This window comes from Streptomyces sp. NPDC005141 (assembly GCF_053599975.1).
Genome location: NZ_JBSFYW010000009.1, coordinates 127,204 through 151,879, shown reverse-complemented (window position 1 = coordinate 151,879; position 24,676 = coordinate 127,204). Strand labels below are relative to the sequence as shown.

The 24,676-nt window shown below is 71.9% G+C and carries 19 protein-coding genes; 11 read left to right on the top strand and 8 right to left on the bottom strand.

Annotated elements, in window-relative coordinates; genetic code table 11:
- Nucleotides 1-98: 98 nt before the first annotated feature.
- Complete coding sequence (locus ACWD68_RS10095; protein ID WP_451806026.1) at nt 99-1,037, bottom strand: 5'-3' exonuclease; 939 nt, start codon at nt 1,035-1,037, stop codon at nt 99-101.
- A gap of 171 nt (nt 1,038-1,208) precedes the next feature.
- On the opposite strand from ACWD68_RS10095, the gene ACWD68_RS10090 reads away from it, so the two are divergent.
- From ACWD68_RS10090 to ACWD68_RS10070, 5 genes are all read left to right on the top strand, one after another.
- On the top strand, nt 1,209-2,288 hold the full coding sequence (locus ACWD68_RS10090) for a quaternary amine ABC transporter ATP-binding protein (protein ID WP_451805986.1): 1,080 nt from the start codon (nt 1,209-1,211) through the stop codon (nt 2,286-2,288).
- On the top strand, nt 2,281-4,896 hold the full coding sequence (locus tag ACWD68_RS10085) for an ABC transporter permease/substrate binding protein (protein WP_451805985.1): 2,616 nt from the start codon (nt 2,281-2,283) through the stop codon (nt 4,894-4,896). Before ACWD68_RS10090 ends, ACWD68_RS10085 begins: the two co-directional genes overlap by 8 nt.
- A gap of 541 nt (nt 4,897-5,437) precedes the next feature.
- A complete protein-coding gene (locus ACWD68_RS10080) occupies nt 5,438-5,572 on the top strand; it encodes a hypothetical protein (RefSeq protein WP_451805984.1) in 135 nt (44 codons plus the stop codon).
- Nucleotides 5,573-5,956: 384 nt separating this feature from the next.
- Entirely contained in the window at nt 5,957-6,538 is a 582-nt protein-coding gene (locus tag ACWD68_RS10075) for a helix-turn-helix domain-containing protein (protein ID WP_451805983.1), read from the top strand.
- Between the two features lie 53 nt (nt 6,539-6,591).
- On the top strand, nt 6,592-7,329 hold the full coding sequence (locus ACWD68_RS10070; RefSeq protein ID WP_451806025.1) for a helical backbone metal receptor: 738 nt from the start codon (nt 6,592-6,594) through the stop codon (nt 7,327-7,329).
- Nucleotides 7,330-7,572: 243 nt separating this feature from the next.
- On the opposite strand, the gene ACWD68_RS10065 is transcribed toward ACWD68_RS10070, so the two are convergent.
- From ACWD68_RS10065 to ACWD68_RS10050, 4 genes are all read right to left on the bottom strand, one after another.
- Entirely contained in the window at nt 7,573-9,333 is a 1,761-nt protein-coding gene (locus ACWD68_RS10065) for a choline/carnitine O-acyltransferase (protein WP_451805982.1), read from the bottom strand.
- A 59-nt stretch (nt 9,334-9,392) separates the two neighbouring features.
- The gene (locus ACWD68_RS10060; protein WP_451805981.1) at nt 9,393-10,238 is read right to left on the bottom strand and encodes a class I SAM-dependent methyltransferase; all 846 of its coding nucleotides are present in this window, start codon (nt 10,236-10,238) and stop codon (nt 9,393-9,395) included.
- A gap of 66 nt (nt 10,239-10,304) precedes the next feature.
- Entirely contained in the window at nt 10,305-11,174 is an 870-nt protein-coding gene (locus tag ACWD68_RS10055) for a HalD/BesD family halogenase (RefSeq protein WP_451805980.1), read from the bottom strand.
- Nucleotides 11,175-11,520: 346 nt separating this feature from the next.
- On the bottom strand, nt 11,521-12,669 hold the full coding sequence (locus tag ACWD68_RS10050; protein WP_451805979.1) for a TDT family transporter: 1,149 nt from the start codon (nt 12,667-12,669) through the stop codon (nt 11,521-11,523).
- 70 nt (nt 12,670-12,739) lie between these two features.
- On the opposite strand from ACWD68_RS10050, the gene ACWD68_RS10045 reads away from it, so the two are divergent.
- Entirely contained in the window at nt 12,740-13,666 is a 927-nt protein-coding gene (locus ACWD68_RS10045; protein ID WP_451805978.1) for a LysR family transcriptional regulator, read from the top strand.
- Nucleotides 13,667-13,840: 174 nt separating this feature from the next.
- On the opposite strand, the gene ACWD68_RS10040 is transcribed toward ACWD68_RS10045, so the two are convergent.
- On the bottom strand, nt 13,841-14,521 hold the full coding sequence (locus ACWD68_RS10040) for a gamma-glutamyl-gamma-aminobutyrate hydrolase family protein (protein WP_451805977.1): 681 nt from the start codon (nt 14,519-14,521) through the stop codon (nt 13,841-13,843).
- Between the two features lie 114 nt (nt 14,522-14,635).
- Nucleotides 14,636-15,373, bottom strand: a complete 738-nt coding sequence (locus tag ACWD68_RS10035; protein WP_451805976.1) for a FadR/GntR family transcriptional regulator — start codon at nt 15,371-15,373, stop codon at nt 14,636-14,638.
- Nucleotides 15,374-15,450: 77 nt separating this feature from the next.
- Between ACWD68_RS10035 and ACWD68_RS10030 the strand changes: the two genes are divergently transcribed.
- From ACWD68_RS10030 to ACWD68_RS10010, 5 genes are all read left to right on the top strand, one after another.
- Nucleotides 15,451-16,821, top strand: a complete 1,371-nt coding sequence (locus tag ACWD68_RS10030; RefSeq protein ID WP_451805975.1) for a glutamine synthetase family protein — start codon at nt 15,451-15,453, stop codon at nt 16,819-16,821.
- 7 nt (nt 16,822-16,828) lie between these two features.
- Entirely contained in the window at nt 16,829-18,220 is a 1,392-nt protein-coding gene (locus ACWD68_RS10025; RefSeq protein ID WP_451805974.1) for an aldehyde dehydrogenase family protein, read from the top strand.
- Entirely contained in the window at nt 18,217-19,008 is a 792-nt protein-coding gene (locus ACWD68_RS10020; RefSeq protein ID WP_451805973.1) for a 3-oxoacyl-ACP reductase, read from the top strand. The genes ACWD68_RS10025 and ACWD68_RS10020 overlap by 4 nt, the downstream gene beginning before the upstream one ends.
- A gap of 27 nt (nt 19,009-19,035) precedes the next feature.
- Nucleotides 19,036-20,313: a haloacid dehalogenase-like hydrolase gene (locus tag ACWD68_RS10015; protein WP_451805972.1), complete on the top strand. Its 1,278-nt coding sequence runs from the start codon at nt 19,036-19,038 to the stop codon at nt 20,311-20,313.
- Between the two features lie 100 nt (nt 20,314-20,413).
- Complete coding sequence (locus ACWD68_RS10010) at nt 20,414-21,331, top strand: DUF2510 domain-containing protein (protein WP_451805971.1); 918 nt, start codon at nt 20,414-20,416, stop codon at nt 21,329-21,331.
- An 18-nt stretch (nt 21,332-21,349) separates the two neighbouring features.
- On the opposite strand, the gene ACWD68_RS10005 is transcribed toward ACWD68_RS10010, so the two are convergent.
- Nucleotides 21,350-22,552: an amino acid deaminase/aldolase gene (locus ACWD68_RS10005; RefSeq protein ID WP_451805970.1), complete on the bottom strand. Its 1,203-nt coding sequence runs from the start codon at nt 22,550-22,552 to the stop codon at nt 21,350-21,352.
- Between the last annotated feature and the right edge of the window lie 2,124 nt (nt 22,553-24,676).

Genomic DNA, 24,676 nt, shown 5'->3' with positions numbered 1-24,676 from the left:
TGCCTCCTGATTCACATGGTTAGGCTTACCTAAGTTAGCACCTCTTCCTCTGTGGCACCTATGTATGAACCGGTACCAGTCATGTCAGAAGCGTTCAACTATGCCTGCAGAGTCGTGAGCAGGCGGTGCAGCGAACCGCCCAGACCCCAGCGCGCGGCGAGTTCGTCCAGCCCGGCCGGATCGCGCGGCGCGTGCGGCAGCGCCGTGTCCACCTCGGGCAGCGGCACGTCACCGGCGACCTTGACGACCGTCGGCGCCACGGCGACGTACGGCCGCGACTCGTCGAGACGCTTGCGCTGGGAAGGGGTCAGCCTGGCCTTCGGGTCGTCGACCGCGGCCATGATCCCGGCCAGGTCGCCGAACTCGGCGAGCAGTTTGGCGGCCGTCTTCTCCCCGATGCCGGGCACCCCGGGCAGTCCGTCGCTCGGGTCGCCGCGCAGCAGCGCCAGATCCGCGTACCCCGGGCCGTCCACGCCGTACTTCTCGCGCAGCCAGGCCTCGTCGGTGAGCTGGAGCGTGCCGACACCCTTGAGGGGATACAGGACGCGCACCCCCCGCTTGTCGTCGACGAGCTGATACAGGTCACGGTCGCCGGTGACGATGTCGACCGGACCGGTGGCGCGTCCCGTGAACGTGCCGATCACGTCGTCCGCCTCGTACCCCTCGACCCCCACGCGCGCGATGCCCAGCGCGTCCAGGACGTCCTCGATCACGGGCACCTGCGGGGAGAGCGTGTCCGGCACCTCCTCCTCGTCCGGACCGGTCTCGGTCTCCACCGCGACCCGGTGCGCCTTGTACGACGGGATCAGGTCGACCCGCCACTGCGGGCGCCAGTCCGCGTCCATGCACGCCACGAGATCGTCGGGGCGGTGGTCCTTGACCAGGCGGTCGATGAATTCCAGCAGCCCGCGCACGGCGTTCACCGGTGTGCCGTCCGGGGCCCGCACGGATTCCGGCATCCCGAAATAGGCGCGGAAGTACAGCGAGGCGGTGTCGAGAAGCATGAGTCGTCGCGTCTGCAGGGTCACGATCCGCATCATGCCGTACGCCACGGACAGTGACCTGGACCACTCCCGTGTTTGCTCCGTGTAAGCGGGGGCAGGCGCCGCCTCTGAACGGACCCGGTTGTGCATTCAACCGTCACCAGTCGTCGGGAACGTCGAAAGCGTTCGTTCAGCCCGTTCCCCATGTCCGAACGAGAGGCACCCGTGTCATCCAGGCTTGAGGCCGACCATCTGTACAAGGTGTTCGGAAGACGATCGGAAGCGGCCGTGGAGCGGCTCCGTCAAGGGGCCGACCGTGAGGAACTGCGCGCCGACGGCACCACCGCCGCCGTGATCGACGCGTCCTTCACGGTGGAGCCGGGGCAGATCTTCGTCGTCATGGGCCTGTCCGGATCCGGCAAGTCCACGCTGCTGCGCATGCTCAACGGACTGCTGGAGCCCACCGCGGGGCACGTGCGCTTCGACGGCCAGGACCTCACCGCGCTCAGCGCGCGCGAACTGCGCGAGGTCCGCTCCCGGAAGATCAGCATGGTCTTCCAGCACTTCGCGCTGTTCCCGCACCGCAGCGTGCTGGAGAACGCCGCCTACGGCCTGGAGGTCCAGGGCGTACCGGCCGCCGAGCGCAAGGAACGCGCGACCACGGCCCTCGAACTGGCCGGACTCGCCGGCTGGGAGAAGTCCTGGCCCGACGAACTGTCCGGCGGTATGCAGCAGCGCGTGGGGCTCGCCCGCGCGCTCGCCACCGACGCCGACCTGCTGCTCATGGACGAGTCGTTCAGCGCGCTCGACCCGCTGATCCGCCGGGACATGCAGGACCAGCTGATCGAGCTCCAGAAGAAGCTCAAGAAGACCATCGTCTTCATCACGCACGACCTCAACGAGGCGATGCGCCTCGGCGACCGGATCGCCGTCATGCGCGACGGCCGCATCGTCCAGATCGGCACCGCCGAGGACATCCTCGTCCGGCCCGCCGACGACTACGTCGCCTCCTTCACCCAGGACGTCGACCGCTCGCGGGTGCTGACCGCGGGCGCCGTCATGGACTCCGCGATACGCGGCGACGAGGCGGACTGCGCCTGCGAGACCGCCACGCCGGACACCTCCTTCGTGGACCTCTGCGCGATCAGTGCCAGGCTGTCCCATCCGGTCGCCGTCCTCGACAAGGAACGCGTTCTCGTCGGAGTCGTCCCGCGACAGCGGCTCGTCGGCTTCCTCGGGGACGAGCAGGGCGCCCCGGTCCGGTGCTCGACGTCGCGTGACGAGGCGGTGAAGGCCGGTGCCTAGGATCCCCTTCGGCGACTGGGTCAACGACGCGGTCGACTGGCTGCTGAACCACATGGCGTGGCTCTTCGACTTCCTCAAGACCGTCTTCTCGGGCACCTACGACGGCATCAACGCCGTCCTCCAGGCGCCCCAACCACTGCTTCTCGCCGGTATCTTCGCCGTCATCGCCTTCTGGCTGCGCGGCACCTCCGCCGGTGTGCTCACCTTCGCGGGGTTCACCTTCATCGACTCCCTCGAACTGTGGGAGGACGCGATGGTGACCCTGTCGCTCGTCCTCGTCGCGACCCTCATCGCGCTCGTCGTCTCGGTGCCCGTGGGTATCTGGGCGGCCCGCTCCGACCGGGTCAGCGGGATCGTCCGGCCGGTGCTCGACTTCATGCAGACGCTGCCGGCGATGATCTACCTCATCCCGGCGATCCTGTTCTTCGGCACCGGTGCCCCCGCCGGCATCGTCGCCACTCTGATCTTCGCGCTGGCCCCCGGCGTCCGCATGACCGAACTGGGCATCCGCCAGGTCGACAAGGACCTCGTCGAGGCCGCCGACGCGTTCGGCACCACCCCCCGCGACACCCTGCTGCGCATCCAGCTGCCGCTGGCGCTGCCCACCGTCATGGCGGGCGTCAACCAGATCATCATGCTGGGCCTGTCCATGGCCGCCATCGCGGGCATGGTCGGCACCGGAGGCCTCGGCGGCGACGTCAACGAGGCCATCGGCCAGCTGAACGTCGGCCTCGGCTCCGAAGCGGGCGTCGCCATCGTCATCCTCGCCATCTACCTCGACCGCATGACCGGCGCGCTGGGTACCCAGGTCTCCCCGCTCGGCCGCCGCGCCGCCGCCAAGGCGCGCGCCGCACAGGGCCTGAAGATCTGGTCGTACCGCCCCCGTCCCGTCGTGGCCATGGTGGGCGTCGTCGTCCTCGCCCTGGTCGCGGGCGGCATGGGCGTCTTCAGCGGTGCCGGATCGACCTCCACCGCGGCCGACGGCGAGAACGTCGGCCAGGGCAAGAAGGTCACCATCGGCTACATCCCCTGGGACGAGGGCGTCGCCTCCACCTTCCTCTGGCAGGAGATCCTGGAGCAGCGCGGCTTCCAGGTGGAGACCAAGCAGTTCGACGCGGGTCCGCTGTACACCTCGCTGGCCCAGGGGGACATCGACTTCGAGACCGACTCCTGGCTGCCGACCACGCACGAGCAGTACTGGAAGAAGTACGGGAAGCAGCTCGACGACCTGGGCTCCTGGTACGGCCCGACGTCCCTGGAACTGTCCGTGCCCGCCTACATGAAGGGCATCGACTCCCTGGAGGACCTCAAGGGGCAGGCCGCGAAGTTCGGCGGCAGGATCACCGGCATCGAGTCCAGCGCCGGAATGATGGGCCTGCTCAAGAGCAAGGTGCTCAAGGAGTACGGGCTCGACAAGGAGTACAAGGTCGTCGACAGCTCGACGCCCGCGATGCTGGCCGAGCTGAAGCGCGCGTACGCCAAGAAGGCACCGGTCGTCGCCACCCTCTGGTCGCCGCACTGGGCCTACAGCGACTACAAGCTGAAGAAGCTCAAGGACCCGAAGGGCGCCTGGGGCAAGGGCGACGGGGTGCACACCCTCTCCCGCAAGGGCTTCGCTCAGGACAACCCGGTCGTCGGCGAGTGGCTGAAGCACTTCAGGATGACCGAGAAGCAGCTGACCGGTCTCGAGGCGGAGATCAACAAGGCCGGCAAGGGCAAGCAGCAGGACGCGGTGCGCGCCTGGCTCAAGAAGAACCCCGGTGTCGTCGACAAGCTGGCCCCGGTCGAGGGCTCCGCGTCCGCCACCCCGGCCGAGGCGAAGCGCGCGGTGGACGTCGCCTGGTTCCCCTGGGACGAGGACGTCGCCGTCACCTACCTCTGGAAGAACGTGCTGGCCCGGCGCGGCTACACGCTGAACCTGAAGCAGATGGACGTCGGCCCGGTCTACACCGGTCTCGCCTCCGGCGACCTCGACCTCAACTTCGACGCCTGGCTGCCGTACGCCCAGTCCAACTACTGGGAGCAGCACAAGAACGATCTGAAGGACCTGGGGACCTGGTACGAGCCGACCTCTCTGGAGATCGCCGTCCCTTCGTACGTGAAGGACGTCACGTCCCTCGCCGACCTCAAGGGCAAGGCCAAGACCTTCGACGGGAAGATCATCGGTATCGAGCCGGGCACCGGTGAGATGAACCTCCTCAAGAAGAAGGTGCTTCCGGGCTACGGGCTCGACAAGGAGTACAAGGTCGTCGACGGCTCGACGCCCGCGATGCTGGCCGAGCTGAAGCGCGCGTACGCGAAGAAGGAGCCGGTCGCGGTCGTCCTGTGGTCGCCGCACTGGGCGTACAGCGAGTACAAGCTCACCAAGCTCACCGACGACAGGAAGCTCTTCGGTGAGGGCAACACGATCCGGACGATCTCCAGCGAGAAGTTCCCCGGCCAGTACCCGGAGCTCACCGAGTGGATCAAGAACTTCAGGATGAGCGAGGCCGAACTCGGCAGCCTGGAGAGCGAGATCAAGCAGCGCGGGCAGGGGCACGAGGAGGACGCCGTCGCCGCGTGGCTCAAGGAGCACCCGGACATGGTGCAGCGGATGACTCCGCAGTAGACGGTGCGGACCGTTCACCCCGAGGGGTGGTGAGCGGTCCACGCCGAGGCGTGGTCAGTGGTTCACTCCGAGGGGTGGTCCTCGTCGCGCGGGTTCTTTGACCCGCGGGGCGAGGACCACCCCTCGCGGCGTCGGCGGGGCCCGCGGCTCGGCTCCCTCGCCGGAGCCCGGAGTCGCGCGGGCGGCCCTGGTCCACAGCCGCTGCGTGCCCCGCCGACGCCCCCGTTCGTCCCGGAGGGACGCCGTGCGCACGCACCGTCCGGGCCCTCTCCTCCTTGGGAGGGCGGGCCGTACGTACGCCCGATGACACCCGTGGCCACGTACTCACGTACGAGAGAGATCCGGACAACCGCGTCGCGGTACGGGTCGCCCCGGTCCCGGTGCCCGCCGGACCGACGGCCGCGACCGCACGTCCGACGCGCCGCCCCTCCCCGCGCGCCGCTCCAGGCACGCGGCGGCCGCCGCCACCCCGTACGGCGCCACGGTCCGACGCACCGGCCGCCGGCGGACAGGACACCCCGCGGACCGCCAACCTCGCCTCGTGCGCGTCGACTTCGGGACCCGGCGCACCGAGCCCGACCAGCGGCTGGAGCGCACCCCGCGGGCCGGGGGGCCGACGGCGACGCGGATGACCGCGCTGCGCTCCCCGAACTCGACGGCGGACGAACGGTGTTGACCGATGGACGGCGCGGGCGCGGGGACTTCGGGAGCCGGCGGACGTATGCCTACGATCCGGCGCGCGGCCCGGTCTCCCGGCGCACGCCGGAAGCGGCCGGAGGCCGGCCCATGCCTCTGCGGTGCCGCCGGCGGAGGCGAACGGGCATCCCGCCCTGGTGGTCGGCCCTTTCGTCCCGCGCGAGCCGGCCGCGCCCTCGGGGGCGGGCGGGCTCACACGGTGGCGCGAACTGTAACCCTCGCACTCCCGCGATGTGACAGCGATGTGACGGGTGCATGAAACGGTTTGCCGAACATGCGTAGGGTGCAAACAACTCATCAGAAGGAGCGGGCCGGAAATCCGGACGGTTCGCGGACCGACGACGCGAGGGAGGGAGCCGGAGCCATGGGCGACCACAAAGAACAGCCACTTCGGGTGGGTGCGGCCGTACGGCGACGGCGTCGGGCACTACGGCTCACCCTCGCCGTGGTGGCCGAGCGCAGCGGCCTGTCGGTGCCCTTTCTCAGCCAGGTGGAGAACGAACGGGCGCGGCCCAGCAAAAGCTCCCTGGAGAGAGTCGCGGACGCCCTCGGCACCACCGCCGTCGAACTGCTGGCCGCCGCCGACCCGGCGTGCAGTGTCGACGTCGTGCGCGCCGACGCGGGCGCCGAGTTCACGCCCGAGGCCCATATGCGCCCCCTGGTGCGCGGTCACCACCAGATGCACGCCACCGAGTTCACCGGTGACCACGAAGAGGGACGCGAACTCCAGCACCGCAATGACAAGTTGATGTACGTCGCCGACGGTGCCGTCGAGGTCGAGGCGGAGGGGCGGGCCCATCGCCTCGGCCGGGGCGACACGCTGTATCTGACCGGCGGCGTGCGGCACCGCTGGCGCGCCACCGTGCCGGACACCAGGGTGATCGTGGTCGAGGTCGCCGACCACATCGACGCGGTCGAGGACCGGCACAACGTCGGCAGGCGCTGAGCGCCGCGGGCGGGAAACGGCGGGCGATGACGGCACGGGAGAGGCCGACGGGCATGCGGGTGGCGTCCCTCGTGCCCTCGCTAACGGAGGCGGTGGCCGTGACGGTGCCCGCAGCCCTGGTCGGCGCGACCGACTGGTGCAGCCACCCCGCGGACCTCGACGTCGTGCGGATCGGGGGCACCAAGAACCCCGACGTCGACGCCGTCGTGCGGCTCGCGCCCGACCTCGTCGTCGCCAACGAGGAGGAGAACCGGGAGCCCGACCTGACCGCCCTGCGGGAGGCCGGCATCGAGGTACTGGTCACCGAGGTGCGGGACGTTCCGGGGGCCCTTCGGGAACTGGACCGGGTGCTCCGCGCGTGCGGCGCCCCCGGCCGTCCGCGCTGGCTGGACGAAGCGGAGGCCGCGTGGGCGGCGCTGCCCGCCCCGGCACGCCGTACGACCGCGATCGTGCCGGTCTGGCGGCGGCCCTGGATGGTGCTGGGCCGCGACACCTTCGCCGGAGACGTCCTCGCCCGGCTGGGCGTCGACAACGTCTACGCGCGCCACGAGGACCGCTACCCCCGCATCCCGCTCGCCGAGCTGACCGCGGCGGCCCCGGATCTCGTGGTGCTGCCCGACGAGCCGTACCGCTTCACCGCCGACGACGGGCCGGAGTCCTTCGCGGGAGTGCCCTGCGCCCTGGTCGACGGCCGCCTGTTGACCTGGTACGGACCGTCGCTGTCCGAGGCACCCGCCCGCCTCGGCGAGGCGCTGCGAGCCGCCGGCCGCCGGCCGGGCGGGTCTCGGTGACTCAGGTGCGGGTACCTGCGCGACACCAACTCGACGTGGGCGAACACAAGCACCGGCGTGGACGGCGTCAGGGCTTCACCTCGAACCGTGGACACCGCTTGCCACGCGGCAGTGGCCGGCGTGACCGACCGTTGTTCCCCTGGGCTTTCTCGGCTCGGCTCAGGACAGGCTCGGCCACTGGAGCCGGCCGGGCCGCCGGACCGTGGTCCCGACCGGGAGTTCCGGTCCGGCGGCGGGGTCCGTTCAGTCCACGGGCCGCTCGGGCGCCAGCAGCTCCCGGAGTTCGTCCATCGCCTCCCGAAGCCGGTCGGCGAACGTCCGCATCTGCGCGGCGACCGCCGACGGCGTGCTCAGGTAGAGGTTGAACCGATCGGGAAGCAGCACATAGGCGACACCGATGCACTGGCTGCTGGTCGATCCGAAGCCGAAGTGCTGGATATTGACGGACGGCGCGGAGCTCGTGCTCAGGTAGTCGTCCCGCATGATCGACCAGCCCGGCGTCCGGTACAGCGCGGGCTGCTCGGTCACCCCGAGCCCGGCCCCCCGCCGGCGCTGGATCAGCTCCAGCTCCCACAGGTGCTGCTCCGGCACCTGCCCGGCCTGGCACGCCTTCGCGCGCGCCACATGGGCCTCCGTGGCTGCCCGGAACGCGGAGCGCCGGGCGTCCGCGTCCGCTGCCGGGTCCTCCATCGCCGCCACGAAAGCCACCATCTCGGTGGTGACGACGCGCATCGCCTCGGTCCGCCCGTGCCGGTACTGCCGGGTGGCGATCGACTCGTACGTGGCGCCCAGGTGCCCCTTGGCGCGCTGGTGGGCGAGCTGGTAGGCGGCCTGGACGAACGCGTCCGGCGAGACCCCCAGCACCTTGGCCGCGCCGCTGCCGAAGTCCGCGAACGACAACGTGCTGGTCGCGGTGTTCTCGCCGTACGCCGCGAACGCGTCGGCGGCGGAGCGCGCCTGGTCCCGCAGCGCGTCGTCCAGTTCGAACACGATCGGCTCCAGCGCCGGCAGCCCCTGGGAGCGGGCTCCGGACTGCCGGGACTGCTCCTCGGCCGGGGTGTTGAGCAGGGCGTCGGTGAAGGTGAGGATCGTGGTCCCGTCCAACTCGCAGTGCTCGACGTTGATGCCCGCCCGTCCGTCGGCGAAGACGACGAAGGACACGGCCTTGTCGAACCAGCGGTTGCCGCGGTCGCCGTACAGCAGCTGGTCACAGGCGTCCTGGACGTCCGCGGGGGCGAAGTCTTCCAGAGCGACGCAGAACAGCGCGGTCTCGACATCGTCGAGGGCGTCGGCGTTGCGGGGGTGGCAGGCGAGAAGGGACTCCCGGGCTGCCGCCCACTCCGCGCGGGCCATGGTGGTGAGGTGGCCCACCGAGGTGTCCGCGTCGGCCGGGTCGGCCTTCATCACGGCGCGCAGCCCCGCCTCGATGTCATCCAGGCTGTGCGGGACACCGTCCGGACCCAGCACGTCCAGCCGGAACATGCCGCCCCGGAAGAACACCACGACGTGCCGGGCCTCGGACGGGCCCGGCCACTCCTCGGTGTAGGGGGCGCGGACGGTGTCCTGCTGCGCGCCGGGGATACGCGTGGTGGAGAACAGAAACTTGTTCTGCACCATCGACTGAGGTGTCCCGCGCTGCACCACCGGCGGAATCAGCGCCTGATCGAGCTGCCGCTTGTAGTTGAGGGCCCCGGCGACGAGCCCGGCCGCCCGCTCCACCTGCGCCTGGTCGGAGTCCTGGAACAGGAAGAAGAAGTTGGCGTTGAGGGCGATCCGGTCCCGGCGGCCCAGGTATCGGTACGGCCAGAAGGTGTCGAGCCAGCTGTGCACGCCCTCCGTGGCGTCGTATTCCTCCAGCGCGGCATGCAGCACCCGGCCGGGGCCACCGGGTCGGAGAAAGGCGGCAACCTCCGCCTCGGTCGCCGACCGCTCGGCGGCGGTCAGCAGCGGCGTACACCAGGCGAGAAACCTCTCGCAGCTCGCGTCCAGCGTAGGCAGCGGCACGCGCGGGAGGCTGTCCTCCCGGGCGAAGGTCGCGTTGCCTGACGCATCCTGACTGGTCTTCAACTCTGTTCTCGATTCGGATCGTCGGTACCTGTGATGTCGTACGGCCGGGAAAGGTAGAGCTGTGCGTACAGCCAGCCTTCCGCCTCCAGGCCCTGTGGATCCAGCCCTGCGGCCGACATGCTGTCGAGCACGAGCGCCTGCTCCTGCGGGGAGGCGAACCGCCGCTGTCTGAACACCTCGTCGACGCGGACGGTCCGGTAGCCCAGACCCGCCAACGCGCGCTCGACGGAGTCGAACGGGAACATCCGCAGCACGAAGTGCGCCATCCAGGGCCGGTGGGTGCCCTGTGCCCGGACGACTCGCGTGAGCGTCCGCTCGGTGACGTAGCCGACGCAGCCCGTCGAGATCACCAGGTCCGCACCCGAGAGCTGGGCGCGCTGTCGCGGTGTGGGCTCGTGCTCCTCCAGGTCGGCGTGCACCACGTCGTCGAGGAACCCGGCCTCAAGAGCGTAGGACAGCGCGCTGCCGGAGGTGTCGAGGCCGACGAAGCGGACCGCTTGCGGGGGTTGGCGTGACCGAGCCAGCTCCCGGTCGCGGGCCAGCAGAGCCTCCCGGCTCTCACCCGCACGCTCCTCGTCGCCGTAGCGCGCATACAGCTCGTCCATGGTCGCGTCGTACTTCAGCAGGGCGGCGTTGATTCCGTAAGAGCAGCCGATGTCCAGCACCTTCGGTACCGCGACCTGCTGGGACTCCCGGTACTCCGTGATGATCTTGGCGAAGTAGGGCTTGGCCTGCTGCGGAACGCCGTAGTCGAGCGGGCGCAGCGCCGTGAAATAGGTTCGCGGATCGGGCTGGTCGTAGATGTGGTCGAGTGAGACTTTTCCGGTCACGTCGAAACGCACAGGGCTTACCTCCGTGGGATCGCGCAGGGGAAACGGCGTACGGCGACTACGCGTTCTCGCCGCCCGCTAGTCCAGGAGCCGGTCGCCGCGGACCGCCCGCCCCTCGGCCGCCAGGTGCTCGGGCAGCACCCGGCCGAAGAGCTGCCGGGTCCGTTCCACGCTCCCGATGACGCCGGGGCGCTCGCTGTAGGCGAATATCGCGGAGTGGCGCGCGACCTCGCCGCGCACCGGACTCACTCGGTGCAGCGAGAAGCGCCCTTTGAACAACTGCAGGTCACCCGGTTGCAGGGGGAGGCGCCGGGTCAAGCGCTCGCCCCGGCCGTCCACCACGTCCCGGACGTCGTCGAAATTCTCGTCCCGCGCGGTCCGGATGTTCGGGCAGTACTCGAAGACGCCGCCGGCCTGCGCCTGCTGGGTGAGCATGCTCACGGTGAACTCGTTGGTGTCGAAGTGCCAGGGGTGCTCCATGCCCGGTGCGACGACGTTGAGAACCAGCCCGGAGAGCGGGTCCGCCAGCTCGTGCAGCTCCGGCAGTTCGAAGCAGCGGGCGATGAAGTGCCGGAACACCGTGTCGGAGTAGAGCCGGCTGATGAGGGAGTCCGCGGGGATGCGGTCCCGCGCGACGAAGGCGTTGCCCCGCTCGAAGGTCTTGCGGCCCGGATGGTCCTCCGGCAGCGCCGAGTCCACTGCGATGTTGTAGACGTTCACCGTCTCGACGTCGTGGTGCGCCCGGGGGGCGATGGCCGAGCACTCCTGCCGCAGCACATCGCGCAGCGACGGGCGGATGAAGTCCGGCAGCACGGTGCAGCCGAGAGTCGACAGGTCGCGCCGGGCGTCGGCAACCACGGCCTGTCCCCGGGCGCTCGCGAGTTCCGACAGGGGATAGCGAGCCGTGTCGACCGCCTGATCAAGCGTCAGGGCTTCCAAAGAGCGCATTCGATCCTCTCCACATGCGGGCCGCCCCTCTTGCAGGCCCGCGGTTCCGCCTCTTGACGCACACAGGGGACGAGCGACGCGATCCGTGCCGTCGGCCGGACCCCACTCTCGGCTCTTCAGTAACTCGACCGGCAAGAAGGGCACTTGAAGTTCCCACAGTGGCGCTGTGTTGTCTGTGACACGTCACACTGCCCAACTGTGTGCTCCAGCATGCCTTCATGGGGTGGACACGGGCCGACCGTCGCGCAGGAGCCGCAGGAGCCGCAGGAGCCGCAGGAGCCGCAGGAGCCGCAGGGGCCGCAGGGGCCGGTGTACCTGTGCGAGGGTCAGCCCGAGAAGCCGGGCGTCACGGCGCTGCGAGCAGCTTCCCGCTGAGCAGGCCGTGGGCCGTACGGACGGCGGCCACCGACCACGCGGCCAGCAGCAGGACGTACAGGGCGACCGCGAGCGCGTCGAAGGCGGCCAGACCGGTGTGCCGGGCCAGGCCTTCCGCGCCGGTCACGCAGGTGCCCACGGGGAAGGTGAACGCCCACCAGGTCATCGCGAAGGCCATGCCCTGACGGCGGGCCCGCACGACCATCGCGACGGCCAGCGCGAGCCACAGCAGTGCGAAACCCAGCACGGGGACGCCGTAGAGCACGGCGAGGAGCGCGAAGCCCTGGTCGAACGGGGCGGGCATCACCCCGGGCGCCGCGTCCGCGAACTTGCCCACCGCGGTCGTCGACTGGCCCAGCGGGCCGAGCACCAGGAAGAGCGTCGGGGTCAGCGCGAGCGGCAGGGGACCCGAGGTGACCAGCCGGGCGAAGATCACCGGCAGCATCACGAAGGTGCCCAGCAGGCTGAGCCCGAACATCGCGACACAGGCGAGGAGCAGCGTTTCCCGGGGCTGCCCGGGCGGCAGGTGGGGAACGAGGAGGGGGCCGAGGGCGGCCGACACCATGGGGGCGACGATCGGCAGCAGCCACACCGGGGACGCCTGTCCGGGCTCTATGCGATGCCGTACGACCATCAGGTACGGGACGGTCACCGCCGCGGCGAGTCCGACCACCGTCCCGGCGGTGAACAGGACGGCGTCCACGGCGACCGCCGCCGGTGTCCCGATCCAGTCCCGGCCGACGAGCAGGGTGCCGCCGCCCACGGCGAGCAGGGCCATCGACAGGCAGCCGTAGAAGGGCGCCACGGCCGGGTCGAGGAGGTGCGCGCGGGCCTGGTCGCGGTGGTGCCTCCAGTGCAGGGCGCGGGCGGCGAGCAGCGCCACCAGCAGGGTGAGCGAGAGGGCCCACACGACGGCGCAGGCGGTGCGCAGGCCCGGCACGTCCCCGGGCAGTCCCGCTCCCGCCGTGGCCACGATCGCGGTGCCCATCACGGAGGCGTACCAGTTCGGGCCGAGATGGCGGACGGCGGCGACGGCGCGGTTCCGCGACACGCGGGGGGTCTTCGTGTCGCGGACGGTTCCCGCCTTGTGGGCGGTGAAGGGCTGGGCTGCGGTGACCATGGCTCCACGGTCGCGGGCCCGTCGGCTCCCCACCAGGGAGCGCACGCCTATGAGGGCATAAGCTGGGTTTATGACTAGCAGTGCTGAGGAGCGGCCCGGCGCCGGGATCGCGCACCGGGTACCCGACCTCGGCGCGCTGGAACTGCTGCTGGCGGTGGCGCGCCTCGGGAGTCTCGGGCGCGCCGCACGTGAGCTGGGGATCACCCAGCCGGCGGCCAGCAGCCGGATCCGTTCCATGGAGCGGCAGCTCGGGGTGGCGCTCGTCGACCGTTCGCCGCGCGGGTCGCAACTCACCCGTGAGGGAGCGCTCGTCACCGACTGGGCGCGGCGGGTGGTGGACGCGGCCGAGGCGTTCGACGCGGGGGCGCAGGCGCTTCGGGACCGGCGCGACTCGCGGCTGCGGGTGGCCGCGAGCATGACCATCGCCGAGTACCTGCTGCCCGGCTGGCTGATCGCCCTGCGCGCGCAGCGCCCCGACACCGCCGTGTCCCTGCTCGCCGGGAACTCGGCCGCCGTGGCCGAGCGGCTGCTGTCCGGCGAGGCGGACCTCGGCTTCGTCGAGGGGCTCTCGGTGCCGTCCGGTCTCGACGCGACGGTCATCGCGCACGACCGTCTGATCGTGGTGACGGCGCCCGGACATCCCTGGGCGCGCCGTCGTGCGCCGCTCGGTGCGGCGGAGCTGGCCGCCACGCCGCTCATCCTCCGGGAGGAGGGGTCGGGCACGCGTCAGGTCCTCGACACCGCGCTCGGCGGGCTCGCCCGTCCGCTGATCGAGCTGTCCTCGACGACGGCGGTCAAGGCCTCCGCCGTCAGCGGCGCCGGGCCCGCCGTCCTCAGTGAACTCGCCCTCGGTGAGGAGCTCTCCGCCCACCGGCTGGTGAGTATCCCGCTCGCCGATGTCCGGCTCGCCCGCGCCCTGAGGGCGGTCTGGCCCACGGGCCACCGCCCCACGGGCCCGGCCCGCGACCTGCTCTCCCTGACGCGAGGCTCCGCCTAGGACAGGTCCTGGCCGCACCTGCGTCGTTTCGCCCCCTCCGCCCCTGCCCGTCCCGTCCCGGGGGCGCCGCCCCCGGACCCCCGCTCCTCAATGGCAGGAGGGGCTGAATTTCAGCCCCTCCGGCGGGCAGGGGCGTAGGGGGCGAAGAAGGCGTCCGTGCAGGTCCCGGTCCAATCAGGACGCCGCCGCGACCAGGCCCCGTACGACCCGCAGGTCGTCGTCCATCTCCGGGTGCCACTGGACGCCCAGCGCCCAGGCCGGGCCGGGGAGTTCGATCGCCTCGACGGTGCCGTCCGCCGCGTGCGCGGAGACCAGGAGGCCGTCACCGAGGCGGTCCACCGCCTGATGGTGGTGGGTCGGCACACCGCACGGCTCCGGTACGAGACCGGCGTACAGCGTCCCCGGTACGGGTGTCACCTCATGGTGTCCGAAGACCCCGGCGTCCTTCACGTGCCCGTCGAGGTGCTGGACGAGCGTGCCGCCCAGGGCCACGTTCAGGAGCTGCTGGCCCCGGCAGATGCCCAGGAGCGGGGTGCCGGATTCCAACGCGGCCCGGATCAGGGCGAGTTCCCAGGCGTCGCGCTCGGGAGCGGGCGGTCCCGTGCGCGGGGAGCGCTCGGCGCCGTAGCGGGCGGGGTCGACATCGGGGCCGCCCGCGACGACGACCCCGTCGAGCCGGGCGACGGTCGCGGGTGCCAGCGCGGGATCGTCAGGCGGCAGCATCGCGGCGAGTCCGCCCGCCCGCTGCACGAGCCGCGGATAGCCGGCCGGCAGCAGTGCCGCCGGCAGCTCCCACACCCCCCAGCGCACGCGGGACTCCAGATACGTACTCACACCGATCAGCGGCCTGCCCACGCTGTTCTCCCTCGGATCCGGTCGCCACGACGCCCACGCGAACTCAATGGAAAGGTCTCATACCTTTGCGGGACGGGGGAGGGGAACGCGAGGCGCCCCTCGCGCCCCCTCCGCTCAGGCCAGGAACCCCCGCAGCAGCGCCGCCGTGCCCGCGCAGTGCTCGCGCATCATCTCCCGAGCCCCGTCCGCGTCCCCGTCCAGCACCGCCTCGACGAGCGCGCTGTGCTGGCGCTGCGAGTGCTCCAGGTTGCGGACGAGGAGCGGGATGCAGTCCAGGAGATCGTTGACCGAGGCGCGGACCGCCGCGTACCGCGCGGTGAGCGAGGGGGAGCCGCACAGTTCCGCGAGAGTGAGGTGGAGCATGGTGTCCAGCCGGCGGTAGTCGGTCAGCCGGGCGTCGTTCGTCCGGGCCAGTGCCTCGCGCAGGCGGCCGGCCTGCTCCGCGTCGAGCCCGTGCGTCGCGCACAGCCCGGCCGCGCCCACCTCCAGGACCTCGCGGAAGCGCAGGACGTCCTCGATGTCGACCGCGGCGACCCGGCGGCGCAGCTCGTGCTCGCCCGGTGTGTCGGTACGTGCCAGCACGAAGGTGCCGCCGTAGCGGCCACGCCGCGACTCGACCAGACCCTGGTCCTGGAGCACCTTCAGGACCTCGCGCAGCGTCACCCGGCTGATCCCGAGCCGCTCCGCCAACTCCCGCTCCGCGGGCAGCCGTTCACCGCCCGGCACCAGGCCGAGCCGGACGATCTGGAGGATCTGCTCCAGCGCCTCCTCGAAACCGTTGCCCGCCCGCACCGGCCGCAGCACCGGCGTCAGCCGGTCGTCCGTCCCGCGGTCGGGTTCCGTCCGCGTCATCCCGTCGCGCCCCCTTCCCAAGCAATGGTTCTCCGCAATACCTTATGGCTCTCGGCTGACCCAAGGAGGCTTTTCCGGTGGCAGACCGCACACCCCCGCTCTCTGTCGAAGAACTGCGCCGTCTCGTCGAGGCCGGGGCCATCGACACGGTCGTCCTGGCCTTCCCCGACATGCAGGGGCGGCTCCAGGGCAAGCGGTTCGCCGCGCCCTTCTTCCTCGACGAGGTCCTGGAGCACGGCACGGAAGGCTGCAACTACCTCCTAGCCGTCGACACGGACATGAACACCGTCGACGGATACGCCATGTCCTCCTGGGACCGCGGCTACGGCGACTTCGCCATGCACCCCGACCTCGCCACCCTGCGGCGCGTCCCCTGGAACGAGGGCACCGCCCTGCTCATCGCCGACCTCGCCTGGAACGACGGCTCCCCGGTGGTGGCCGCGCCCCGTCAGATCCTGCGCCGCCAGCTCGACCGCCTCGCCGAACTCGGCTACACCGCCCAGGTCGGCACCGAGCTGGAGTTCATCGTCTTCAAGGACACCTACGAGCAGGCCTGGGACGCGGCCTACCGGGGACTCACCCCGGCCAACCAGTACAACATCGACTACTCGGTCCTCGGGACAGGCCGCATCGAGCCCCTGCTGCGCCGCATCCGCAACGAGATGCAGGCCGCGGGCCTCACCGTCGAGTCAGCCAAGGGCGAGTGCAACCCCGGCCAGCACGAGATCGCCTTCAAGTACGACGAGGCCCTCGTCACCTGTGACCAGCACACCGTGTACAAGACCGGCGCCAAGGAGATCGCCTCCCAGGAAGGCGTCTCGCTCACCTTCATGGCCAAGTACAACGAGCGCGAGGGCAACTCCTGCCACATCCACCTCTCGCTCGCCGACGCGGACGGCAGGAACGTGATGGCCGGCTCCGCCAAGGATCCCGGCGGCATGTCCGAGGTCATGCGCCACTTCCTCGCCGGACAACTGGCCGCCCTGCGCGACTTCTCGCTCCTGTACGCGCCCAACATCAACTCGTACAAGCGCTTCCAGCCCGGCTCCTTCGCGCCGACCGCCGTCGCCTGGGGATACGACAACCGCACCTGCTCGCTCCGCGTCGTCGGCCACGGCCGGTCGATGCGTTTCGAGAACCGGCTGCCCGGCGGCGACGTCAACCCGCACCTGGCCGTCGCCGGACTCGTCGCGGCCGGTCTGTACGGCATCGAGCAGAAGCTGGAGCTGCCTGAGGCGTGCGCCGGCAACGCCTACGCCTCCGCTTACGCGCACGTCCCCACCACCCTGCGCGAGGCCGCCGAACTCTGGGAGAACAGCCCCATCGCCCGGGCCGCCTTCGGTGACGAGGTGGTCGCGCACTACCGCAACATGGCGCGTGTCGAGCTGGAAGCCTTCGACGCCGCGGTGACCGACTGGGAGCTGCGCCGCTCCTTCGAACGCATGTGAGGCCCCCTTGCCGCACCCGCACCCGCACGACCATGAACTCCGGGTACTGAACCCCGCCACCGAAGAGGTCGTCGCCACCGTCCCGGCCGCCACCGCCCAGGACGTCGGGGACGCCGTCGTGCGGGCCACCAGGGCGCAGGCCGGCTGGGCCGCCCTCGCGCCGGCCGACCGCGCCCGGCTGCTGCGCCGCTTCGCGGCCGCTGTCGACGACCACGTTGAGGAACTGGCCCGCCTGGAGGTCCGCGAGGCCGGCCACACCCTCGGCAACGCCCGCTGGGAGGCGGGCAACGTCCGTGATCTGCTCGACTACGCGGCCGGGGGAGTGGAGCGCCTGACCGGCCGCCAGATCCCCGTCCCGGGCGGCCTCGACATCACCCTCCTCGAACCGCTCGGCGTCGTCGGGGTCATCGCGCCCTGGAACTTCCCCCTGCCCATCGCCGCCTGGGGCACCGCGCCCGCCCTCGCCGCCGGCAACGCCGTCATCCTCAAACCCGCCGAGACGACCCCGCTGACGGCACTGCGGCTGGCCGAACTCGCCCTGGAGGCAGGCCTGCCGGAACACCTCTTCCAGGTGCTGCCGGGCGCGGGCCCCGTCGCGGGAGCCGCGCTCGTCGAACACCCCGGCGTCGCGAAGATCGTCTTCACCGGCTCGACGGCCGTCGGCAAACAGGTGCTGGCGAAGGGCTCCGCCCTCCTCAAGCGCGTCACCCTGGAACTCGGCGGCAAGAGCCCCAACATCGTCTTCGCCGACGCCGACATCGAGGCCGCCGCGGCCGCCGCCCCGATGTCGTTCCTCGACAACTCCGGCCAGGACTGCTGCGCCCGCACCCGCATCCTCGTCCAGCGCTCCGTCCACGACCGCTTCCTCGAACTCCTCGCCCCGGCCGTCGAGTCCGTCGTCGTCGGCGACCCGTCCGACGAGGGGACCCAGATGGGTCCGCTGATCTCCAGGGCCCAGCTGGAGCGCGTACGGTCCTACGTCGACGCCGACACGCCCGGTATCCGGGGCAAGGCCCCCGAGGGCCCCGGCTTCTGGTTCGCGCCCACCGTCCTGACCGGCGTCGAGCCCCACGCACGCGTGGCCGTCGAGGAGGTCTTCGGCCCCGTCGCCGTCGTGCTGCCCTTCGAGGACGAGGCCGACGCCGTCCGGCTCGCCAACGCCACCGACTACGGCCTGTCCGGCTCCATCTGGACCCGCGACGTCGGCCGCGCCCTGCGCGTCTCCCAGGCCGTCCGCGCCGGCAACCTGTCCGTCAACTCCCACTCCAGCGTCCGCTACTGGACCCCCTTCGGCGGCTTCAAGCAGTCGGGAATCGGCCGCGAACTCGGCCCGGACGCCCTTACCGCCTTCACCGAGACCAAGAACGTCTTCATCAGCACGGAGGGCCCCGCACAGTGACCGCAGACACCCCAGAGACCATCTGCCGCCGCCTGGTCGGCCGTACCGCCGTCATCACCGGCGCCGCCAGCGGCATCGGCCTCGCCACCGCGCGCCGGCTCGCCTCCGAGGGCGCGCACGTCGTCTGCGGTGACGTCGACGAGCGGGGCGGCAAGGCCGTGGCCGAGGAAGTCGGCGGGACCTTCGTCAAGGTCGACGTGACCGACCCCGAGCAGGTCGAGACGCTCTTCAGGACGGCGTACGACACCTACGGCTCCGTCGACATCGCCTTCAACAACGCGGGCATCTCGCCGCCGGACGACGACTCCATCCTGGACACGGGCCTGGAGGCCTGGAAGCGCGTCCAGGAGGTCAACCTCACCTCCGTCTACCTGTGCTGCAAGGCCGCCATCCCCTACATGCGCCGCCAGGGCAGGGGCTCCATCATCAACACGGCGTCCTTCGTGGCCCGGATGGGCGCGGCGACCTCGCAGATCTCGTACACGGCCTCCAAGGGCGGTGTGCTGGCCATGTCCCGCGAACTGGGCGTCCAGTTCGCCCGGGAGGGCATCCGGGTCAACGCCCTGTGCCCCGGTCCCGTCAACACCCCGCTCCTCCAGGAGCTGTTCGCCAAGGACCCCGAGCGGGCAGCACGCCGGCTGGTGCACATCCCGGTCGGGCGGTTCGCCGAGGCGGACGAGATCGCGGCGGCCGTGGCGTTCCTCGCCAGCGACGACTCCTCCTTCGTGAACGCCACCGACTTCCTGGTGGACGGAGGCATCTCGGGCGCGTACGTCACGCCTCTGTAGACCTTCTCCCGGTACGGTCCCTCTGTCATGCGACACGGACGAAACCGATCATTCCGGCACCTGTTCGCGTGGACCCTGGCCGCGGCCGCCACCCTGGCGGCCGCGCCGCCCACCGCTCCTGCCCCGCGCGCGAACTGCCCACGCCTGTCCTCCGGTTGGTACGGCGACAACCGAGCCCACCTGCAAAAGGTCATCGACACCCGCGGTACCTGCGCCGGTGACGACCACGGGCACCGCGGGCGGCCGGTCGCCGCCTTCGACTGGGACAACACGGTCACCAAGAACGACGTCACCGACGCCACCATCTCCTGGGCGCTGCGCCACGACAGGATCCTGCGCCCGGCGAGCTGGAAGGCCACCAGCGAGTGGCTCACCGATGCGGCGGACACCGCCCTCACCGCCGCCTGCGGCACCCGGGTGCCGGTGGGCACGCCCCTGCCGACCGCCACCGGTCCGCGCTGCACCGACGAGATCCTGGAGATCCGCGAGACCGGCAGGACCATGAGCGGCGCCGCCGCGTTCGCCGGTGACTGGAACCACCGGCGCACCGTCCCGCGGTACGCCTGGGTGCCCCAGCTGTTCGCCGGACACACGGTCGCCGAACTGTCGGCGTACGCCCGCCGCGCCCGCGCCGAAGCCCTCGCGGCGCCCGTCGGCTCGACCCGCACGCTCGGCACCCACACCGTCCCGGCGTACGTCCGCTACTACGACCGGCAGCGCGATCTCATCCGGACGCTCCGAGTCGCCGGATTCGACGTGTACATCGTCTCGGCCGGCTCCGAGCCCGTCACCGAGGTCTGGTCCCGCGGCATCGGCATCGACGCGGCGCACACCATCGCGATCCGCTCCGTCCTGGACCGGCACGGCCGGATCACCACCCGGAACGAGGGCTGCGGCGACGTCCCCACGAGCCGTGGCGAGGTCATCCCGTACATCGACGGAAAGCGCTGCTGGATCAACCAGGAGATCTACGGCGTGCGCGGCGCCGCCGCCTGGCAACGGCAGGACGCCCGCCATCGGACCGCGATCGCGGCCGGAGACGCCGACACCGACGTCACCTTCGTCGGCGACGCCACCGGCGCCCATCTCGTCCTCAACCGCAACAAGGGCGAACTCATGTGCCGGGCCTACGACGGCGCCGACGGCCGCTGGGTGATCAACCCGATGTTCATCGAGCCGCTGCCCCGCAGACAGGGGCTCTACCCGTGCTCCACGAGCGTGTACACCGCACCGGACGGCACCCCCGGGCCGGTGCGCAGGCGGGACGGATCGGTCGTGCCCGACCTGGCGGACACCGTGTACTGACCTTCGCGGCACATCCTGGGGCGTGTCCGCGCAGTCCCGTCACCGCCCGAAGGGCGGGCGGGGCAGGCGAGACTTTCCGGGCACGCCCTAGAGTGCCGGGATGAGCATGACGCCTTCGCCCGGCTGGTACCCCGACCCGTCGTACCCGCTCGTCGAGCGCTGGTGGGACGGGACCGCCTGGACCGACCACCGGCGCCAGCCCGAGCTCCCCCAGCCTCTGACGCGGCCGGAGTCGCCCGCGGACGGCGGCTCCGGCCGGGCCAAGGCCGTCGCGCTCGTGACCGCCGCCGTGGTCCTCGTCGCCGCGATCGTCACCGGCGCCGTGCTGCTGCGCGACGACGGCGGCGGCGAAGAGGCCGCGACACAGACCACACCGGCCGTCGCGTCTCCCACGGACACCGGCGGCCCGTCGCCCTCCCCCTCCGGCCCCTCGCCCTCGGCCGGCGACCCGTCCGTCGTCGTGGACGAACTCAACGGCATCACCTTCCCGCTGCTCGACGGCTGGGAACGACCGAAATACGTCGCCGACCACGACACCGTGATGACGACCCCGGGCACCTACGACTGCCCGGGCGACCCCGGTCTGTGCCGGCACGGCCGGGTCGTCTCGCGCACCGCCACGGCGACCGACGAGACGTCTCCGAAGGCCCTCGCCGAGGGGGACATCAAGGACGCCGCCGACAGCGCGTACGAACACGACCTCGTCGACAGCCGCCCCTTCCGGGGCATCACCTCCCACCGGCTGGTGAAGGCCGGCTCGGTCGCCGTCGCCGGGCGCGCGGGATACTTCGTGCGCTGGAAGGTCAAGACCGGTGTGGGGCCCGGGGGTTACGTCGAGTCGCTGGCGTTCCCGTCCAGCGTGGGCTCGGAGTCCCTGGTCATCGTCCGGTTCGCCTTCGACGCCGGGGCCGACGGGCCGCCGCTCTCCGACATGGACCGGATCACCAAGGGGATCCGGTCGACCGGCGACGAGGACGGGGACGGCGGCGTGGGCAGCAGCATCGGCCCGTCGAAGTGAGCCGTGCCCCCCACCGGATCAGAGGAAGGTGTGCCCCTCACCGCGATACGTCGGGACCGTGGCCGTGACCGAGTCGCCCTCGACCAGGTGCAGCGTGTCGAACCGCTCGCACAGCTCACCGGCCTTGGCGTGCCGGAACCACACCTTGTCGCCGATGAGCAGATCGTCCGCCGGGGAGCCGAGCAGCGGGGTCTGGACCTCGCCGGGACCTTCCTGGGGGTCGTACGCCAGGCCCTCCGGCAGATACGGGACGGGCAGCCGGTCGGGACCCGCGGCGCCGGACGCCGGGTATCCGCCGCCCAGCACGGTCACCACACCCACGCCAGGCCGGCGCACGACGGGCTGGGCGAACAGTGCGGCCGGACGTCCGCTGAACGACGTGTAGTTGTCGAAGAGCCTCGGAACATAGAGCCCCGAACCGGCCGCGATCTCGGTGACGGCGTCCTCGGCGGCCGTGTGCTGGACACTGCCGGTGCCGCCGCCGTTGACGAATTCGAGGTCCGGCTCGATGGCCCGTACCGCCCGGACGACCTCGGCCCGCCGCTGGATGAGTTCCTTCCGGGCGGTGGCCTGCATCAGCCGCACGGCACGCGAGCGCAGCGGCCGCCCCGCGATCGCGTCGCCGACGCCCGCGATGTGACCCTCGTACGCCATGATCCCCACCAGCTTGAACCCGGGGGTGCGCCGGACGGCGCGGGCCATCTCCGCCACCTGGGCGGGGGAGTGCAGCGGCGAACGCAGCGCCCCGACCCGGACCCGGCCGCCGAACAGCTTGAGCGAGGTGTCCAACTCCAGGCAGACACGCACGACTTCGGTGCCACCCTGGCGTGCCTCGTCGATGAGACGGAGCTGCGCCGGGTCGTCGACCATGACGGTCACCGCGGCGGCGAGCTTGGGGTCGCCGGTCAGCTCGGCGTAGCCCTTGCGGTCGGCCGACGGATAGGCGAGCAGGACATCGTCGAAACCCGACCTGGCCAGCCACAGCGACTCGGCGAGGGTGAAGGACATGATCCCCGCGAAGCCGTCCCGGTCCAGGACGCGTTCCAGGAGGGCGCGGCAGCGGACGGACTTGCTGGCGACACGGATCGGCTTGCCGCCGGCCCTGCGGACGAGATCGTCCGCGTTCGCGTCGAAGGCCTCCAGGTCCACGATCGCGACGGGGGCGTCGAGGTGAGCGGTGGCCCGGTCGTAGCGGGCCCTGTCGGCGGCACGGGCAGTCATGACCGAAGCCTGCCAGACTCGATTACCGCAGGGTAGGGGGACGTTCCGGGCAGATGCCCCCGGGCTTCGGACTGGTTCCCGCCTGACGCGCGTCAACCCGTAGAGTGACGCGGGCGCAGGGAGGAACGACCTTGCCCCGGCGGGTCCTGCCCGGGGTGACGGTCCACCGGTGCGGGTATGCGTGCCCGTGGCGGGCCCCTTCCGCACACGAAACGGCTCGCCGAGTTCCGCGGCTGCCGACAGCCCGGTACGAGGAAACGGGGGGTGCATGAGCACGGAAGCGCGGCGCGCCTCGATTCCCCCGCGCCCCGGCACCCCACCCGCCGAGACGTCGCAGACCCCGCCCCCTCCGGCGAACCCGCCGCTTCCCGCGAACCCGCCGGCTCCGTCGACGCCACCGGCTCCGGCGAACCGTTCCGCTCGGACGACTCCGCCCGACGAACCGGCTCCGTCGATACCGGCCCGGTCGCCCGAGCAGCGTCCGTCAGGAGGGGAGGACTGGTCCGACGAGTCCCCCTTCGAGTCCGCCGCGTCCCCCGGGCGGGAAACTCCGTCCCGGTCCTCCGGGCACGGCGCGCCGAACCGCCCTCCGCTGGTCCCGCCGCGCCCCGTGAGCCCGCCTCGTCCGGAGGCCCCGTCGGTGCCGCCCCAGCCCGTCGGACCACCGTCGACGCGGGAGTGGCCCGGTTCGGCGAGCGGACGGTCCGTGGGCGGTGGCGGGTCCCGATCGTCCGACGGCGGTTCCCCACCGGCTTCCGCCGCCGCGCAGACCTCTCCGCCGGGTTCCGCGTCGGGAACCGTGCGGGCCTCGCGGGTGCCGTCGCCGCCGCGTTCCTTCGACTTCTTCGACACCTCGGCGGAAACGGACGAGGCATCCGGCACGGCGTACACCCCGCCGTCCGGCAGTCCTGCGGCGGCCTCGTCCGGCGCTCCGACGTCGGCCCCGTCCGGCGCACCCGCGTCCGCTGCGCCCGGCCGACTCCCGTCTGCCGCACCGGGCAGGCCGACGTCCGGCTCGCGCGGTGCGCCGACGTCCGGTTCACCCGGTGCGCCGGGGTCTGCCTCGTCCGGCGCTCCGGGTGCTGTCTCACCCGGAGTGCAGAGATCCGCTGCGCCCGGTGCGTCGACGTCCGGCTCGCCCGGCAGGCCGGGGTCTGCCTCGTCCGGTGCCCCGGGTGCCGCCGCGCCCGGTGGGCCGAGGTCCGCCCCGGCCGGCACCTCGCCGTCCGCCGCACAGCGCCCGCCGGCACCGTTCACCGCGCAGCGCCCCCCGTCGGAAGCCGAGCGGCGGGGCTCCACGGGATCCCCCTCTGAGCGCCCGGCCTCGCCGTCGGCGGCCTCGGAGCGCCCCGCTTCGGACGCCGCTCCGCGGGGTTCCTCATCCGCTTCCCGGCCGGAGCCCCGACGCTTCCCCCATCTCCGTCCCGAGGGGCGGCCGGGTTCGACGGTTCCGCCGCCGCCCGCGGCCTCCGCGCGCTTCCCGGACGCGCCGCCCGCTTCCGCCGAGCCGGTGCGTCCCGGTGGGGCACCGCACACCGCCGGGTCGTCGCAGCCCGGCGGAGCACCCCGCCCCGCGCAGCGCCCCGCCCGGTTGTCGCACCCCGCTGCGCCGGAGCGCGAGTCCGGTCCGGCACGCGGCTCCGGGCCCCTGCGTCCATCCGACCCCCCGCATCCGTCCGACCCCCCGCGCCCGTCCGGGCCCCTGCGTCCGTCCGAGCGTCTGCGCTCCTCCGAGCCTCCGCATCCCTTGGGAACCCCGCGCCCGGCCGAGCCCTTGCGTCCGTCCGAGCGTCTGCGCTCCTCCGAGCCTCCGCATCCCTTGGGAACCCCGCGCCCGTCCGAGCCCTTGCGTCCGTCCGAGCGTCTGCGCTCCTCCGAGCCTCCGCATCCCTTGGGAACCCCGCGCCCGGCCGAGCCCCTGCGTCCGTCCGAGCCCCTGCGTCCGTCCGAGCCCTTGCGCCCGTCCGAGCGCCTGCGTCCCTCCGAGCCTCCGCATCCCTCGGAACCCCCGCGCCCGTCCGAGCGCCTGCGTTCCTCCGAACCCCCGCGCCTCTCCGAGCCCTCGCGGCCCGTGGCATCGGCGTCCGGAGCGGCTGGGCACGCCCCTGTTTCCGGGGAGCGGCT

Bases quoted from the DNA above. Each gene is read 5' to 3' on its own strand.
- ACWD68_RS10095 (WP_451806026.1), bottom strand. From the start codon at position 1,037: ATGCGGATCGTGACCCTGCAGACGCGACGACTCATGCTTCTCGACACC.
- ACWD68_RS10035 (WP_451805976.1), bottom strand. From the start codon at position 15,373: ATGACGCGGACGGAACCCGACCGCGGGACGGACGACCGGCTGACGCCG.
- ACWD68_RS10070 (WP_451806025.1), top strand. From the start codon at position 6,592: ATGCGGGTGGCGTCCCTCGTGCCCTCGCTAACGGAGGCGGTGGCCGTG.
- ACWD68_RS10010 (WP_451805971.1), top strand. From the start codon at position 20,414: ATGAGCATGACGCCTTCGCCCGGCTGGTACCCCGACCCGTCGTACCCG.
- ACWD68_RS10045 (WP_451805978.1), top strand. From the start codon at position 12,740: ATGACTAGCAGTGCTGAGGAGCGGCCCGGCGCCGGGATCGCGCACCGG.
- ACWD68_RS10075 (WP_451805983.1), top strand. From the start codon at position 5,957: ATGGGCGACCACAAAGAACAGCCACTTCGGGTGGGTGCGGCCGTACGG.
- ACWD68_RS10015 (WP_451805972.1), top strand. From the start codon at position 19,036: ATGCGACACGGACGAAACCGATCATTCCGGCACCTGTTCGCGTGGACC.
- ACWD68_RS10005 (WP_451805970.1), bottom strand. From the start codon at position 22,552: ATGACTGCCCGTGCCGCCGACAGGGCCCGCTACGACCGGGCCACCGCT.
- ACWD68_RS10050 (WP_451805979.1), bottom strand. From the start codon at position 12,669: ATGGTCACCGCAGCCCAGCCCTTCACCGCCCACAAGGCGGGAACCGTC.
- ACWD68_RS10055 (WP_451805980.1), bottom strand. From the start codon at position 11,174: ATGCGCTCTTTGGAAGCCCTGACGCTTGATCAGGCGGTCGACACGGCT.